Source organism: Phytoactinopolyspora mesophila (genome assembly GCF_010122465.1).
GTDB classification, from domain to species: domain Bacteria; phylum Actinomycetota; class Actinomycetes; order Jiangellales; family Jiangellaceae; genus Phytoactinopolyspora; species Phytoactinopolyspora mesophila.
Genome location: NZ_WLZY01000009.1, coordinates 18,794 through 34,870 on the forward strand (window position 1 = coordinate 18,794; position 16,077 = coordinate 34,870).

The window sequence follows — 16,077 nt, forward strand, 5'->3', positions numbered from 1 at the left end:
CCCGCGTATCTCCCGCCCCCAACTCGACATTGTGGCTCGCGGAGACTAGTGGGGCCCGCTAATCGCTCAAGCTCCCTGCCACCACGGGAACGTTCACGTCGTCGATGTTGATGTGCCCGAACCCTCCGGTCGCGTGGTCGACGATTTCGATGTGCAGACGCTCACCGATGTAGTCCGAGGCATCCCACCGGCGGCGAGCGTAGGCAGGCCAGCCGGTTCCGGTCTCCCGCCTCAAGATTTCTCCGTTGTCAGAACGCACCAGAGCGATGTAGAGCTGGTCCAGATCCTGGCCTCCGCCGATGAGGAAGTCGATCTGGCCGTCGCCGCCGAGTTCGAACTCCGCTGACCGCAGTGTGCCGGTCAGTCCGTCTCCACCCGCCGCCTCGTTGAATCCCCACAGGTGACACCGGTTGTCACTGCCCCAGGGGTGGGCTTGCAGGAACGTGCCGCCCCAGCCCCAGTCCTCGGCATCAGTGACGTGGTCGTCGCTGAACGCCTCGCCCTCGACAACCGTCCAGCCGGTCAGGTCGCAGGTCGCGAAGTCGTGGTTGGGCAGCGGTTCGGTGCCGTCGAGGTCCCGTGGATCGAAGTGGGAGGGTACGACGTCACCGTGGATGGAGCCGAGGTTCCAGACCTTGAGTGAGCTGACCTTCACCCGCCCGTCGGCGACGAGCCGCACACCCGTCGAGTCGGCCAGCGTCGGGTAGACCCGGGTGGTGATCAGGTGATCGCCGGCGAACGTCTCGATCGTCGATCGGTCGACGAAGGCACGGAAGGTCACCTTGCCGTTGGGCGCGACGTTAAGCTCGCCTTCCTGCACACCCTTGCGTGGATCCGAGTCGAGGCTGGAGAAGGTTCGATCCACGCTGAACGTTCCGGCCGCCTTATCGATCGAGAAGGTCGTGCGCTCCCGACCGTCACCGCTGCGGCGCAGCTCCAGGCCGACCTCGGTCGCGTCCTTGGTCTTGAGCTCGATCTCGACTTCCAGCATGTCGGTCATGTCGGCATGGGCGTCGTCGAGCAGCGCGTTGGCCGCCTCGAGATCGATATTCCGCCCACTGGCCACCTGCTCGGTGCGCAGCGCCTCGAATTCGGCCAGTGGCGCTACCCCCACCGATCCGTCGTCACGCAGGCGCAACTCCACCGGCATGCCGACCATGTGTGCCCAGCCCGCGTCGAAATGCTCCTGGTTCGGGCGGCGGTCCTGGGTGATGGTGAACAGGATCGGCCGCCCGTCCGGCGCCACCATGCCGGCCGGACCGGTGAAGTGTTCGCCGTAGTCGAGAAGCCGCGGTGTGTCGTCGTCGGGCACGAATTGCCTGGCTTCGGCGTCCCACGTACCGACCCAGTACCAGATGTACTTCACGGCGTGCTCGCTGAACCCTTCGAACCAGGGGTTGACCAGAAGGATGTGCTTCTCGTTGCCTTCGTCATCGGTGCCGAGCGGGAGAAAGATCGGCAGTTCCCAGACCTCACCGGTGGCCGGGTACGTCTCGGAGTCGCCGACCAGAAGCGGCCCCTCGTAGGTCCAGTCGATCATGTTCGTCGACGTGTAAAGCAGCGCCGTACCACCGACGGAGGCCCCGGTGTCCGGGTCCTTGATCCCCGAGGTCACCAGCTGGTACCAGGTGATGGTGCCGTCGTCATCAGTTTCCTGCCAGACGAACGGGTCGCGGAACTGGCCGAACCAGATCTCTCCCTCGTCGGCATGCAGGTCAGGTTCCTGAACCGTCACCGGCTCCGGGTACATCTCCCAATCGACCAAGTCGCCTTCGAGTGAGGTAGGCAGGGCCAAGCCGGTGCGCTGGTTGGGTGTATCACTGTCGTCGCCGGCGGTGAAGAACAGCACCGGATTGCCGTCGGCGTCATAGGTCGCGCTGCCGGACCACACGCCGTCCGGCGCCGGCGAATCCTTCGCCGGAGCCAGGGCGGGTTCGACATCACGCCAATGCACCAGATCATCGCTGACCGCGTGTCCCCAATGGATCTGTCCCCAGTAAGGTCCCTGCGGGTTGTACTGGTAGAAGAGGTGGTACTGGCCTTTGTAGTAGATCGGCGCATGCGGCTCGTTCATCCAGTGATCGGGTGGGACGAAATGGTACTGCGGCCGGTAACGGTCGCCGTCGTACCTGGATCGGTCGGGGGCAACATCGGCATCCGGTACTGTGCCGTCGTCGCCCAGGCCGGCCTCGTAGGCAGCCTGGACCTGATCCGGCCCCGGGATGTCGGCGCCCACCTTCAGTTCGTCGATGAGCCCACCCCATGTGCTCGTGCGGAACGCGCCGATCGGCGCCGCGTGGTTGTTCCGGCCCACCTGCAGGTCAGCGGAGCTCGCCAGCACGTATCCACCGGCGGGGACGGACATCGAGGTGGTCAGCTGGCCATCGAGATAAAGCTCCATGGACCCGGCGTCGCCGTCGTAGGTCGCGACGACATGGGTCCACTGACCCGTCGGCAGCTCCGTGCCCTCCGGCGCGCGCAGCGTGTGCCAGCCGACACCGTCGCCGACCTCGAAGACCAGCCGCCCGAACTCGTGGATACCCAGCACGTAACCGGCGTTCTGCTCACGATCCTGCTGACTGACGATCGCCGTGGCCTGGGCGCGGCCGCGCCACTCGTAGGAGCGCGGCGCCACCCAAGCCTCGACCGCGAGTGTCGTGCCAGGAATGAACGCATCGGCCGCCTGCCGGGACATCCAGGTCGACCAGCCGTCGAAGAGCAGCGCGTTGCCGTGGACACCGGGCCGCCGGGTGGGGCCGCTGTCCGGCTTGTACCGGGCGTCGTTGAAGACGTAGTCGATGTGGTCGACGACACCGCTCGCGACGTCCTCCGCAGTGGTGCCGGACGTCTCGTCGAACGGCCAGTGCATAGGTGTGGTCTCCAGTGTCCGCACCCCGTCGAGGTTGAGATGGCCGGTGGTCGACGCGTCCACCGCCCGCAGGTACAGCTCCTCGCCGAGGTGGTCGGAGAGGTCCCAGCTGACCTTGGTGTAGGCGTCATGGCCGGGCCCGGACACCCGGGCCAGCTCGGCGTCGTCCTCGGCACGGACGGCCGCGACGAACAGGTCATCGTCCTGGTCGCCGCCGATCAGGAAATCGACGACGCCCGTCCCTCGCAGCACGAACCGCGACGACCGCAGCTCCCCGGTGGCCTCGTCAGAGACACCGTGCGCTCCCCAGAGGTGGTAGTTCCCGTCCATGCCCTCCAGCGGCTCGTCCGTGACCTGATCCGGGCCGAAGGCGTCGCCGGAGACCACGGTCCATCCGGTCAAGTCACCGGTTTCGAAGCCGCCGTTGCGGATCACGGGCGGCACGACGTCGATCACAGGGGTCTCGTGGTAGGTCTCTACGTGATCGAGGTTGATGTGGCCCCAGCCTCCGGTGGCTTCGTCGACCACCAGCAGGTAGAACTCCTCCCCCAGATGCTCGGAGACATCCCAGACCACCTGGTGCATCCGCTCGGAGTCGTCGAACCGCGTGTTCGTCGCGCGCCGCAGCTCTGCACCGTCGGACTCACGGACGAGCGCGACGTACAGGTGGTCGATGTCGTTGCCGCCGCCCAGCAGAAAGCTGATGTGCCCGACGCCGCCCAGAGTGAACGTGCTCGACCGCATCCGCCCGGTGAGTTCATCACCGCCGGCGGCGAAACCCCAGAAGTGATAGTCACCCACTCGGTCGAAGCAGCAGCCCCACCCCCAGCCCTCGGCGTCGGTCACACCACCGTCGTTGAACGCCTCCCCCTCCAAGACTGTCCAGCCCGAGAGATCACCTGTCTCGAAGCTCGGATTCTCAACAGTCAGCGGTGGTCCCGCCTCAGCCCGCGGCAGCGTGTCCGGACTCGATAGAACTGCCGCGGCCAAGGCCAGGAGCACCGTCACGACCAGCGCGGGCACCCGGGTGCGTCGTACCCGTTCCTTCGGTCGTTTCGCGTCTGTCACCGATTTCTGCATGCTCGTCACACCTCACCAGGCTGGATGGGTCATGCTCGATGGGTCTTGTTCAATGGGTCATGTTCGATGGGTCTTGTTCGTCGGTCATGTTCGGTCGGTCATCGGGACGAGCCCGCCGTCGTACCGCGACGCAGCCGCAGCCGCCCGTCGGCTCCCACGTCCACCGGGATCGGATCGCTTAGAGCGCCGACGAATGGCTCGTCACCCGGGAACTGGACGAAACCGAAGAACTGCAGCTGTCCGGACCGGTCCCGCAGCATCCGCCCGGCGTACAGCTCACCGCGCGGATCGCCGCAGAGGAACTCGTCGGTCACCGAACGGAATGGTCCGGTGGTTGAGTCGCCCACCAGGTAGTGCGTGCCCGTCACCTCCGGACTCCTGCGTCGCCGCTGTTCGCTGTTGGCCCAGCCGTAGGCGGAGAAGAGGACGTAGACTGCGCCGTTCTCCTGGACCAGTTGCGGTACTTCCAGGTGGGCGAAGTCGCCGGGCTCAGTGACCGGCGGCAACGCCTCCCACATGCGCAGGTCATCCGAACGCGCCGCGCCGATGACACCACGGCCGTCGAGCGGACCGGTGGGCACCCGCGTGGTGAGCAGCATGCGGTAGTCGCCGGTCTCCTCGTTCCAGTACACCCATGGGTCACGCCAGCTCAGGTCCGGCCAGACGTCGGTGTCGAGTTGCTCGTAGAACCGTCCGTCGGCTTCGAGAACCGGATTGGCTGCGTCCTTCGTCCAGGTGATCAGGTCGTCGCTGACCGCGTGGCCGATCCGCTGTTCGAGGCCTTTCTCCGCATGGCTGATACCGGTGTAGAACAGGTGCCACGTGCCTTCGGCGCGGATCACGCTGCCGGTCCAGGTGGACATGTCGTCCCAGCTGCCCTCAGGGCCGGGCTCCAGCGCGTCCGGGAGCTCGGTCCAGTTGCGCAGGTCGGTCGAGACGGCGTGTCCGATCCGCGCGTTGACGTGGCGCAAGTCCGGGTCACCGAGCGACTTCGGCGCCTTGAGGTAGAAGACATGGGTGGTGTCCTCTTCCTGGGCGAACCAGAAATCCCACGTCCAGTGATCAGCGAGTTGTAGCACAGGTGTTCCTTCCACAGGTGTGCGGTGGTACGGGTCGGGCGGCCTAGAGGACCTGTTACTCAGGAACGGCTCATGGCGGAACGGAGACGTTCCGGGCCGGGTCGAGGGGCCAGACTCTCACCCGGTTCAGGGTCACCCCGGCGCTGGCCGATATACCCATGCTCTGGGCCTTTTCGGGGAGGCGCGGGTAGATGCGGCTGGTGAGGCTGCGGTGTCCGTTCACGTACGCCTCGACCATGGAACGGTCGACGAACACCCGGAGCCGGAGCCGGTCACCGTCGAGTGTCAACGGCCCGCCTTGCGCTACGCCATCGACCTCGATCTCTATCCGCCGCTCACCTGCGTGGTAACGCATCATCGCCTTCTCAGCACCGTCCGGGGTACGGCGCACCTCGACCTGTAGCTGAGATGTACCTGGCACCACTGCTTCCAGCTCCAGTTCGGCCATGTCGGTGCGGACGGCCGCCAGCGCCGCCGCCGCGTTGTCGAGCGACGGCTCGCGGAGATCAACGACGCCGCCACGCCGCAAGCGGGCCAACTCCCGGACGGGCGCGATCCGCAGCTCACCGTCGGCACCGAGACTGAGTTCGAGCGGCAGTCCCGCGTTGTGCGCCCAGCCGGCCGCCCGGTGCTCGTCGTCGGTGCGACCGTCCTGCGCGATACTCCACAGCAGGGTCCGGCCCGATTCGTCGACGGTTCCGGTCGGGCCGGTGAAATACCCGCCGTAGTCGAAATGCCTGGGCTCGTCGTGATCCGGAGTGAACCGGCGGGCACGCGCATCCCATGATCCGATCCAGTACCAGGCGTACCTCAGCGAATACTCGGTTGGATCCGGCCACCACGGGCTCATGATGAACACGTGCCGGTCCCCGCCCGGCCCGCTGACGGGCAACAGGTTGGGCAGCTCCCACATCACACCCGTCGCGGGTAGCCGGCCCACATCGCCGACGAGCAGCGGTCCGGCATAGGCCCAGGTGACCAGGTCCTGGGAGACGTACAGCAGGGCCGTGCCCCCGACCCCGCCCACGCCGGAACCGACGAGCATGAACCACTCGTCGCCATCGCGCCACACGAACGGGTCGCGGAACTCGGTGGCCAGGGGCGGACCGTAGCCGGTGTCGAGGCCGGTGTCGAGTCGCACCACGGGCTCGGGTACCGCCCGCCACTCGGATAACTGGTTCGCGCTGTCCGCGCCGTCCGGCCCGGCCGCGGGCGTGGCCAAACCGATCGACTGATTCGGATGCAGCCGGTTGTCGCCCGCGGTGAAGAAGAGCACAGGTGATCCGTCCGGGCCCCGGGTAGCGCTGCCGGACCACACGCCGTCCGGGGCCACCGCGACGGTGTCGGGCGTCAACGCGTCCGGCAGGTGCCGCCAGTTGACCAGATCGTGGCTCACGGCGTGGCCCCAGTGGATCCGATCCCAGAACGGCCCTCGCGGGTTGCGCTGGTAGAAGATGTGGTGCAAGCCGCGATACTGAAACGCCGCGTGTGGTTCGTTCATCCAGTTGGCCGGTGGCATGAAATGGAAACCCGGCCGGTGCGGATCACCGGTGTTCTCCTCGAGCTGATCCGTCATCAGCCGGCCTCGTGATACCGGTCGAGTGCGTCCTGGTAGATCTCGACCATCCGCTCTAGGCCCATCCGATCCAGCTGATCAAGGTAGGCATCCCATTCCGCCTCGGCGCCGCCGTCCACGATCCACCGGGCCCGCTGTTGATCGACCAGGTCGAGGATCTCCGTCTCCAGCTGCGAAAGCTCGCTGAGTTCCTCCTCGGTGAAGAAGACGTCGGGATAGTTCTCCGGCTCGAGATAAGGCGCGTAGTGCTCGTCGAGGTCGGCCAGGCGCTGCTTGGCGCGCTCTTCCGGCTCGACCACGGTCTCGAAGTCCTCTTCGAGCGTGACCCTCGGACCACCCGGGGCGACGAGCTGGCGGAACTCACCCGGAGTGGTTCCCTCCGGCGGCGGCAGATACTGCAGCTTGCCGTTCTCGTCCTCCTCGAAAACCTCCCCGATCGGGCCCCAAGCCACCTGCGCCGAAAGGTACGGTTCGTACAACTCATCCACCCAGCGCATGGTCGCGGCCGGGGCCGGGTTCTCCTTGGTGATGGCAAATGCGTCGCGAGCGTACTCGCCGCCGTTGCTCTGTCCGACGACGCGCCCGGCCGGGCCCTCCAGGGGTCCCATCAGTACGTAGTCGTCCACCCGGTCGGTTCCGACGACCTCCTCGATCTCCCACCACACGAACGACCCGAGCACCGGGGTACTGGTCTTGCCTTTGGCCAGGTACTGACTGGCATCCTGAGCGAACGACTCTGGGTCGATCAGGCCGTCGGCGAACCACTCGTGCAGCTCGGCCACGGCGTCCCGGAACTCCGGCTGCGCCGCCGTGAAGATCACCTCGCCGTCACGGACGATCTTGTGCTGTGGGTTGTCCGGCATCCCGGTCAGCGCACCGAATAGATCACCGATGTCCGCGCACCACCAGCCGTCGATGAAACTCAGCGGGATCTCGTCGGAGCTACCCGATCCGTTGGGATCTTCGGTCTTGAACGCGACCAGCGCTTCCCGGTACTCCTCGACCGTCGCCGGCACATCCAGGCCGAGTTCGTCGAGCCACGTCTTGTTGATCCCCCAGAAGAACGGCACCGCTCCGATCCCGAGTTCTTCGGCCGCCGGCAACGTGTAAATGTGCCCATCGGGAGCGGTCACGGCCTGCCGGATCTCCGGTCGCTTCTCGAAGACCTCCATGAGGTTCGGGGCGTGCTCCTCGATCAAGTCTTCCAAGGGAATAAGCGTGCCGTTCGCGGCGTAGGTCGCGATGTCGCTGTCGGTGAAACCGGTGTTGTAAAAGGCGTCGGGCAGGTCGCCGCTGGCCAAGAGTAGGTTCTTGCGCTCCTCGTAGACGTTGTCCGGGACGTTCTCCCAGGTGATCTGGATGTTCGTCCGTTCCTCCAGATCTTGGAGCAGACTCATCTCTTTATAGTTGGGCGCCAACGGCGCTTTCGCGCCGGAGAAGCGCAGTTGCAGTGGCTCGTCGACGATGGGCAGACCAGTGGAATTGAATCCGTACTCGTCCGAGGAATCGTCGCCCAAGGCACTACCCGAATCACCACCACCGCCGCAGGCGGCGGCGACCAGTAAGGTGGGTAGCATCACGAGGGGGTATTTCCTTCTTCTCATGGTGTGCCTCCGGTCAGTTCTTGACAGCTCCGATGAGCATTCCTTTGGTGAAATACTTCTGCAGGAATGGGAATAGCAGCAGCATGGGCAGGCTGGCGAAAACGATCATCCCGTATTTGATAAGTTCGGCCACCTTTTGCTGCTCCGCATATGACGCGAGATCGCCGACCAGGTTCCCCGTCGTCGACACTTCGTTCTGTACGAGGATGTTCCGCAATACGAGCTGGAGTGGGTATTTCGAATCATCGGTGAGGAAGATGAGCGCGTCGAAGAACGCGTTCCAGTTCCACACCATGTGGATCATGATCATCACCGCGATGAGCGGCTTCGACATCGGCAACACGATGCGGAAGAAGAATCGCAGGTCCGACGCACCATCCATATGCGCGGCTTCCCGCAACGACCCCGGGATGTTCGATTCGAAGTACACCCGCGCGATGATCAGGTTCCATACGGCCACGGCGTTCGGCAGCACCATGGCCCAGATGCTGTCCAGCATCCCCAGGTCGCGAACCACCAGGTAACGCGGGATCATCCCACCGTCGTAGAACATCGTGGCGAGGAAGAGCAACATGAACATCGACCGGCCCGGCATGTCCCGGCGGGACAGTGCATATCCAGCGGTCAGCACCAGGCAGACGCTGATCGTGACGGCCAGCCCGGTGTACAGCAGCGAGTTCATCAGACCGCGCCAGACCGCGGGATCGGACACGATCCGCTCATACCCGTCGAGGGTGAAACCGGCCGGCGCCAGCCAGACGTTGCCCTCGTACACCTGGTCCGGTTCGCTGACCGAAGCGATGAGTATGAAGTACAGCGGATAAATGATGGCCACCAGGGCGCCGCCCAGCACCAGCACGGTGACCGCATTGAATAGCGGGTCGGACAGCTTCCGGCGAAATGACCTCAGGGTGGTGTGTCTCTGTTCCATGACGGAGCTTCCTCCCCTCCGCTAGAAAAGGCTCGCCTGGCGAGCGCGCCGGGCGACGTGATTGAAGACGAGCAGCAATGTCATGTTGATCAGCGAGTTGAACAATCCGACCGCCGCCGAGAAACTGAATTGCGCCTGAAGTAGTCCCACCTCGTAGACATAGGTCTGGATGATCTGCGAAGTGTCCTTGTTCAACGGCGTCTGCATGAGCAACGCCTTCTCGAATCCGATATTGAGCAGATTCCCGATGGAGAGAATGAACAGCACGGAAATCGTGGACGATATCCCCGGCAGGTCTACATGCCGGATCCGTTGCCACCGGGTTGCTCCGTCCATCTTCGCCGCTTCGTGCAGTGACGGGTCGATGGCAGCAAGCGCCGCGAGGTAGATCACCATCGAGAATCCGGCTTCCTGCCAGAGACTCGAGCCGACGTAGACAGGACGGAACCATTCCGATTCGGCCATGAAGAAGATCGGATCCCCGCCCATGAACACGATCAGGTTGTTCACGAGGCCCGACCTCGGCGCCAGGAACACGTACAGCATGCCCACGATCACGACGGTGGAAATGAAGTTCGGCGCATACAGCACGGTCTGCGCGAACCTCCGGAACCGCCCCAATCGAAGCTGATTGACGATCAGGGCCAGCACGATCGGAACTGGGAAAACGACCAGCAGGTTGAACAGCGCGAGCCAGATCGTGTTCGACAGCAGGTCCCAGAACTGGTGCGAGTTGAAGAACCGCTGGAAGTGGGCGAGACCGACCCACGGACTATGCAGGAAACCCGCGTCGGCCTGATAGTCCCGGAAGGCGATCTGAACGCCGTACATGGGCCAGTACTTGAAGACGGCGAAATACACCACCGTCGGCGCCAGCAGCAGGTACAAGTGACGAGCACGCCACATCCGGGCGGCCAGGCCCACCCCACGCCGCTCCACAACGACGCGGGCACCCGGTGGCGCGATCCCCCCGGCCCGGCCCGCTGGCGGGCCGGCGGGCCGGCGGCGCAGGAGATGTGGTCGCCCAGCCACGTCAGCGCCGGCTTCCTGAAGAACGCGCGGGAGTACCCGCTGGCGCACCAGTAGCGGAGCCCGGGTAGCCAGAGTGAGGCGGGGCGACGGACTGGCGGATCACGAGCGGACACGGCATCAGCATGTGCCGCTGTTCGCCCCCGTCTTCCTGCTCTTCAACGCGCGCCAGAACTCGCTTCGCCGCCCAGGAGCCCATGTCGTAGTGCGGCAGGGCCACCGTCGTGAGTTCCGGCTCCAGCGAGTCGGCGACGTTTTCCTGATCGTCGAAACCGACCACCGACACGTCGCCGGGGATGCTCAGGTCGAGATGCCGGGCCGCCCGGAACACGCCCATCGCCACGCGGTCACTGAAACAGAACACCGCCGTCGGGCGATCCTGGCGGCTCAGCAAGCGGTGCGCGGTCTCCACGGCCATGCGCGCGTCATTGCCTGGAGCGCGGACGACTAGCTCCGGGATATACGGCAGCTCGTGGTCCTCCAAAGCCTGGCGGTACCCGGCGAGCCGCTCGTGCACCGCCGGGATGTCCTCGTCAACGAGGATGAATCCGATCCGGTCGTGCCCCGCCTCGATCAGATGGGTCACCGCAGCTCGCGCACCATTGTGTTCATCCGGCACCACCCAGTCAGCCGCCGGTTGCTCACCGGCCGGCCTGCCGTCCAGAACGACGAGCGGAAGCTCTTGCGGCACCGTCGGAAGCTCGACGACACGGTGGTACATCGACGCATAGATCAGCGCATCGACATCCCGCTGAACCAGCGCCTGGACCGCCGCATCCTCCATGTCGGAGTGCCCACCGGTATCGATCAGCACGAGCAGCGAACCAGCCGCCCATGCTGCGTCCTGAGCGCCGGCCAGCATGCGTCCCGCGAATGGCGTACTGGCCACGGAGTCCGAGATCAGGCCGATGGTATGGGTTTGGCGCGTCTTGAGACTCCTGGCGAGAAGGTTTGGTGCGTAGCCGAGCTCCGCGGCGGCTTGCCGAACGCGCTCGCTCACGGTTGCCTTCACCCGTCCCGCGTCTCGTCCGTTCAAGACCAGGGAGACCGTTGCCACTGAAACACCGGCTGCCGCCGCCACATCCTTGAGCGTCGCCACCGAACAGACCTCCAGTTAAACGATTGACGTTAAACGTTTGACGTGAGTCTGCTCGGGAGTTCCGAAGATGTCCAGAGCTGGTCGCCTCCGTTACGGAAGCGTTACCGAACTCGGACGGCCAGATGCTCAGCCACCTGGAGACAACCGGGCTGTTTCGTTCACTTGACCGCGAACCGGCCACGATCTTCTCACCGCCCGATTCTTGGATGAGCGTGGAAGATGCTGCCGCCCCGTTGAAGCGAACATGACTGTTGCTCGCGGCTTCTAGTGCGCCCGCGACGGCCTCAGGGCAGGGTGGCGTGAGCGTCCCGGGTCAGGCGGCGCACGGTCGGCCAAGCTTTCCAGCGGCAGGCCGGCGTCGTATGCCGGGTGCTGACGGGGGTGTTGACATGTACCGGTGTCCGGTGGGTGTGATGGTTTCGACGAGGTGGAGGTCCGGGTCGACGACGCGGATTCTCCAGCCGGGCAACTCTCGCGTGTAATTGCCGCGCTCACATGTGCCGCGCCCGTTTCCCGGCACGGTAGGACCGCCCTCGGCGTGCGGCTGGATGTGGTCGATATGGCGGATCGGGGCATCGCAGAAGGCGTCCCGGCAGAGGTGATCCCGGTAGGTCAACAACCGCGCGAGCACCCCGTCGAAACGACGCCGGCGCGGGTCACAATCCACCACGACCCCGGTGGCCGGGTCGGTGAACAGACGCCGCAGGAATACCCGCGCCCGCTCGACCGCACCAGGACCGCTCATGCCGGCGGTCGCGGATTGGCCGGCGCTCCCGTTTGTGTTGGCGGCCGCGGCTTGGTCAGGGTGCTGGTGAGACCGCAATTCGTGGCCTTGCCGGATCAGGTCCCGCGCCGTCTCGGCCGGAATGGGCCCGTACCCGACAACATCAGCGGCCTCGTCATCCCCACCGAACAGGCTGGCATCAGTCATCACCAGCCCCACCTCGGCAGACACAGCATCAGCCACAGCCTGCCCAGTCACCCGCTCGACGAGAGTGTCAGCCATGATCTGCTGCCGCGAACGCCCATCCCCACCAGCAACAAGCGCATCAGCATGCCGCCGCAACGACGCAAACGCCGCCACCCCCTGCTCACACGGCAACAACGCCGACAACACCGTCATCGTGTCCGGCGCCGGGCGCACACTGACTCGGCGATCTTTACGTGCCCGGCCAGCCCGCGCCACCGCCGCCTCCGGATCAGCCTCAATAGCCAACTTCCGGGCCAGGCTCTGGGCACGCTTCGGCCCCAACCCGACCAACTGCGACGCGAGCTGGTTGTCCACCGCGCGACGACTGTCCGCATCCAGATGGGAAGTCTCGTTCACCACGTGCGTGGCCACGAACTCCGACACCTCCCCAGTTCGCAACAGCGCAAACGTCTCCGGCAGACACTCGCGCAACACCCGCGCCCGCGAGAGCTGCCGCGCCGCAGCCGACGGCGACGTCCTGGTCGCCAACCCGACCTGCTCGGGCACCCCACGCATGGCATGACGCGCCTCGAAGCCCATGGCCTTCTTCGCCTCGGCCTGCGACGCAGCGAACTGGGCGATCTTCTCCAGTTGAAACGCCGCCGTGGCTGCCTTCAGCCGCTCGGCAGCGGCGATCACGTCCACACACGCCGCGTCGTCGTCCATTGCCGATGACAGCTCGATCAGCCGGTCAACCATACCGGCGATCTCACCCACTGCCATCTGCTCGTTCATACGTTCGATTCTATCCCGTCCCCCAGCACAACTACAATCGAAAATCCACATCTCACCAAGCGCGCGGCGATACCTTGCCTCCGCCCTCGATGGCGCTCGATCAGAGGTGAACGGTGACAGCATTCAGAAGAGTTCGGCAACGCCGGGCAGACAAGCGAAGTGGCTAGCCAAACACTGCTCGCAGGCCACCGCGATCCGCGAATGGCGGGTTCACTGGACACGCGTCAGGTCAGCCCCGATCCTCCGCAGGCAGCAGCGCGAGCGTGTTCTGAACACCTTGCTCGAGGATTTGATCAGCTAGCTGCTGGTCGGCCAGGGCGCGGGCGAGCTGCAGCGTCCCGATCATCAACGCGAACGCGGCGATGACCTGCGCACGCACCGACTGCGGATCGCCTGGAGCCAGGCCTGCGGAGATCTCGTCGATGACCCCCAGCGCACCGTCGGTGAAAGCCTCCTTCGTCGCCTGCGTGCACCGCACGATCTCATCGAGCAGAGCCGCCGACGGGCAGCCGCTCTCGGGACTGTCGCGGTGCTCCACCGACAGGTACCGGCGCACGAACTCCTCCACCCCGGCACGGCCGGAAGGCGTCGAGTCGAAACTGGCTCGCTGCTCGCGTAACTGGTCGGCAACCACATTGGCGACGAGGTCGTCCTTCGAGGCGAAATGCGCATAGAAGGCGCCGTTGGTCAACCCCGCGTCCTTCATGAGCGTGGCAACCCCTGAGCCGTCGATGCCGTCCTGCTTGAACCGACGGCCGGCCGCTTCGATGATCCGCTGCCTCGTCGCCTGCTTGTGCTCGCTCGTATACCGCATCGCCAACCCTTTCCCTGGCCAGGAATACATTGGCCCTCGATACCCTTTCACCCTATGACATTATGATCATAATTCAATCTCAAGGGAGATCAGTGTGAAGGCAACGAAACGGGTGGCGCTCGTCACGGGAGCGTCCTCTGGCATCGGACAGTCGACCGCGCTCGCGCTCATCAAAGCTGGCTTTGAGGTCGTCGGAACCAGCCGGAAGGCTTCAGGAAATACGGATCACGACGGCGTGCCGCTCATCGCTCTCGATGTGGGCGACGACGAGTCCGCCAAGGCAGCGGTCCAGCAGATGATCGACCGATTCGGACGGCTCGACGTCCTGGTCAACAACGCCGGCATCGGCTCGACGGGCGCCGCCGAGGAGCGCTCCCTTGCCGAGGACGAGCGCGTCTTCAACATCAACGTCTTCGGACCCATCCGCATGGCCAAGGCCGCTTTGCCGCACATGCGCGCCCAAGGCAACGGCCGCATCATCAACATCTCGTCCGTTCTCGGAATCATCCCTGCTCCCTACATGGCCGCGTATGCCGCCTCCAAGCACGCGATCGAGGGCTACACCGAATCCTTGGACCACGAGATCCGCGAATTCGGCGTCCGCGCGCTCATCGTCCAGCCCGCTTACACCAAGACCTCGTTCGAGGCCAATGCCCTCCCACCCGAGGCACCCCTGCCGCTCTACGCGGAGCGGCGGAAGGTCCTCGACGGAGTCATGGCGGAGGCGATCCAGATCGGCGACGACCCCGCAATCGTGGGCGAGGTCGTCGCCACGGCGGCAACCGATGCGAAGCCGAAACTGCGCTACACCGCCGGCCCGACGGCCAGACGCGTCAGCAAACTGCGCCGCTTCGCACCCGCAGGAGCCTTCGACAAACAGATCCGCAAGCTCAACCGCATCCGAAGCTAGTTAGTGTCCTAGTTCCAGTTGTCGATCTTGACATCATTCGGCGCGGGGGCGCCTTTTCCAGTTTCCACCAGATTTTTCAGGCTCATCAGGAAGGTCGCCCACTTGGTGCTGCAGTGATGCATAAACTCCACCGGCTCCTTCCAGCCTTCATGACGGAACAGCACGATGGTGAAGCCGTCTTCCCGGGAGAGCTCGAATCGGACCCGCGTGCCGATCCACTCGTCCGGGCCATCGATGACCTCCCAGAGCACGAGTTCGCCGGGCCGGACGTCCAGAACCTTCATGTCGAACCCGCCGGCCTCAAACCGGAACCGAAGCACTCCACCAACGTCGCCGTCACCCTCCGTCTCTTCCGTCCACCAGCTCGCCAGCCCGTCAACCGTGGTTAGGGCGGCGTAGACGTCCTCGGGAGGAGACGTCACTCCGATCCTGTGCAGGATGTCTACCATTTCGATGCCTCTTCTCTCGTGCGCCCGCCCGCGTTCGGGCAGGGTTGATCGGCACAGCCACGGATGTGGCGGCGTTCTTGCGTGAAGCCCGGCGGTTCAGCTCTGCTGGCGACGCTGGATCGTTTCCGCGATCCGCTTGATGCGCCGCAGCCGCGCGTCCCAGGTGGCCCCAACCGACGACAGTTGCGCCACCGCACGGGCAAGCTGCGCCTCGTCCACCTCGTAGAGACGCTCGCGTCCGGACGGCGTGACCTGGACCAGTCCGGCCCGATCAAGCACACCGAGGTGCTTCGCGACCGCCTGCCGGGTAACCGGCAATTGCTCGCTCAGCGTGGTCGCCGTGCCGCCGCCGTCGATCAGCAGCAGATCGAGCATCCGCCGGCGAGTGGGGTCGCCCACCGCCGACCAAAGCTCGTCGTCAACAGCCACACTCATCGCGGCGACCGTGCCGACACCAGCCGAGCGACGTACGCAGGCAGGCGCGGAAGGAAGTAGTCCCAGCCGGTGACGTGGTCGCGGTACTTCTCCTCGAGCACAGCCGCCTCCCAGCCCTTCTCCCGGAAACCCGTCTCAGTGAGACGCAGAAGCGTGCCCCCTTCCGACGGGATCAGCTCGAAGGTCACCAGGAGCGAATTGGCCGGCGTCGCGGCCTCGCCTTCGTCGTACACCCATCGGAAGGAGAACCGCCGGGGCGGATCGGCCTCCATCACGGTGAATTGTTCGACGTGTGCCTCCGGAGAAGATCGGTCGCCGAACGAGATGCTGCCGGTAGCGCCGGGCACCGACTCGAACGCTGCCTCGTCGGGCCACCACTCCCGTAGATGTTCAGCAGTGCTCACGACCTCGTAGACCACCTCGGGCGTGGCTTCGACGTGAATCTGCCGCTCAATGCTGCCGTACTCCATGCGACGAACCATCCTTCCGCAACCTTT

Annotated in this window: 13 protein-coding genes; 1 reads left to right on the plus strand and 12 read right to left on the minus strand. The window is 65.1% G+C overall.

What is annotated here, in order from left to right; all coding sequences use genetic code 11:
• Positions 1-58 precede the first annotated feature (58 nt).
• The 9 genes from F7O44_RS22650 to F7O44_RS22690 all read right to left on the minus strand — a co-directional run bounded on the left by F7O44_RS22650 (position 59) and on the right by F7O44_RS22690 (position 13,786).
• Positions 59-3,949 carry a GH32 C-terminal domain-containing protein gene (locus F7O44_RS22650; RefSeq protein WP_162452590.1) on the minus strand — a complete coding sequence of 1,297 codons (3,891 nt, stop codon included), beginning with the start codon at positions 3,947-3,949 and terminating at the stop codon, positions 59-61.
• 98 nt (positions 3,950-4,047) lie between these two features.
• Positions 4,048-5,028, minus strand: a complete 981-nt coding sequence (locus F7O44_RS22655) for a family 43 glycosylhydrolase (RefSeq protein ID WP_162452591.1) — start codon at positions 5,026-5,028, stop codon at positions 4,048-4,050.
• Positions 5,029-5,098: 70 nt separating this feature from the next.
• Complete coding sequence (locus F7O44_RS22660; protein WP_162452592.1) at positions 5,099-6,604, minus strand: glycoside hydrolase family 32 protein; 1,506 nt, start codon at positions 6,602-6,604, stop codon at positions 5,099-5,101.
• Positions 6,604-8,181 carry an ABC transporter substrate-binding protein gene (locus F7O44_RS22665; protein WP_246221373.1) on the minus strand — a complete coding sequence of 526 codons (1,578 nt, stop codon included), beginning with the start codon at positions 8,179-8,181 and terminating at the stop codon, positions 6,604-6,606. Before F7O44_RS22665 ends, F7O44_RS22660 begins: the two co-directional genes overlap by 1 nt.
• Positions 8,182-8,221: 40 nt before the next feature.
• Positions 8,222-9,139 carry a carbohydrate ABC transporter permease gene (locus tag F7O44_RS22670; RefSeq protein WP_162452594.1) on the minus strand — a complete coding sequence of 306 codons (918 nt, stop codon included), beginning with the start codon at positions 9,137-9,139 and terminating at the stop codon, positions 8,222-8,224.
• Between the two features lie 21 nt (positions 9,140-9,160).
• Positions 9,161-10,171: an ABC transporter permease gene (locus F7O44_RS22675; protein WP_222851609.1), complete on the minus strand. Its 1,011-nt coding sequence runs from the start codon at positions 10,169-10,171 to the stop codon at positions 9,161-9,163.
• A gap of 1 nt (position 10,172) precedes the next feature.
• Positions 10,173-11,267, minus strand: coding sequence for a substrate-binding domain-containing protein (locus F7O44_RS22680; protein WP_162452595.1), 1,095 nt, complete (start codon positions 11,265-11,267; stop codon positions 10,173-10,175).
• A gap of 313 nt (positions 11,268-11,580) precedes the next feature.
• Entirely contained in the window at positions 11,581-12,972 is a 1,392-nt protein-coding gene (locus F7O44_RS22685) for an HNH endonuclease (RefSeq protein WP_162452596.1), read from the minus strand.
• 229 nt (positions 12,973-13,201) lie between these two features.
• Positions 13,202-13,786: a TetR/AcrR family transcriptional regulator gene (locus F7O44_RS22690; protein WP_162452597.1), complete on the minus strand. Its 585-nt coding sequence runs from the start codon at positions 13,784-13,786 to the stop codon at positions 13,202-13,204.
• 94 nt (positions 13,787-13,880) lie between these two features.
• Between F7O44_RS22690 and F7O44_RS22695 the strand changes: the two genes are divergently transcribed.
• The gene (locus tag F7O44_RS22695; RefSeq protein WP_222851610.1) at positions 13,881-14,696 is read left to right on the plus strand and encodes an oxidoreductase; all 816 of its coding nucleotides are present in this window, start codon (positions 13,881-13,883) and stop codon (positions 14,694-14,696) included.
• Between the two features lie 8 nt (positions 14,697-14,704).
• Here F7O44_RS22695 and F7O44_RS22700 read toward each other — a convergent pair whose 3' ends face one another.
• The 3 genes from F7O44_RS22700 to F7O44_RS22710 form a co-directional block, all read right to left on the minus strand.
• The gene (locus F7O44_RS22700; RefSeq protein WP_162452598.1) at positions 14,705-15,145 is read right to left on the minus strand and encodes an SRPBCC family protein; all 441 of its coding nucleotides are present in this window, start codon (positions 15,143-15,145) and stop codon (positions 14,705-14,707) included.
• Positions 15,146-15,241: 96 nt separating this feature from the next.
• Entirely contained in the window at positions 15,242-15,580 is a 339-nt protein-coding gene (locus tag F7O44_RS22705; RefSeq protein ID WP_162452599.1) for an ArsR/SmtB family transcription factor, read from the minus strand.
• Complete coding sequence (locus F7O44_RS22710) at positions 15,577-16,050, minus strand: SRPBCC domain-containing protein (RefSeq protein ID WP_162452780.1); 474 nt, start codon at positions 16,048-16,050, stop codon at positions 15,577-15,579. The genes F7O44_RS22705 and F7O44_RS22710 overlap by 4 nt, the downstream gene beginning before the upstream one ends.
• Between the last annotated feature and the right edge of the window lie 27 nt (positions 16,051-16,077).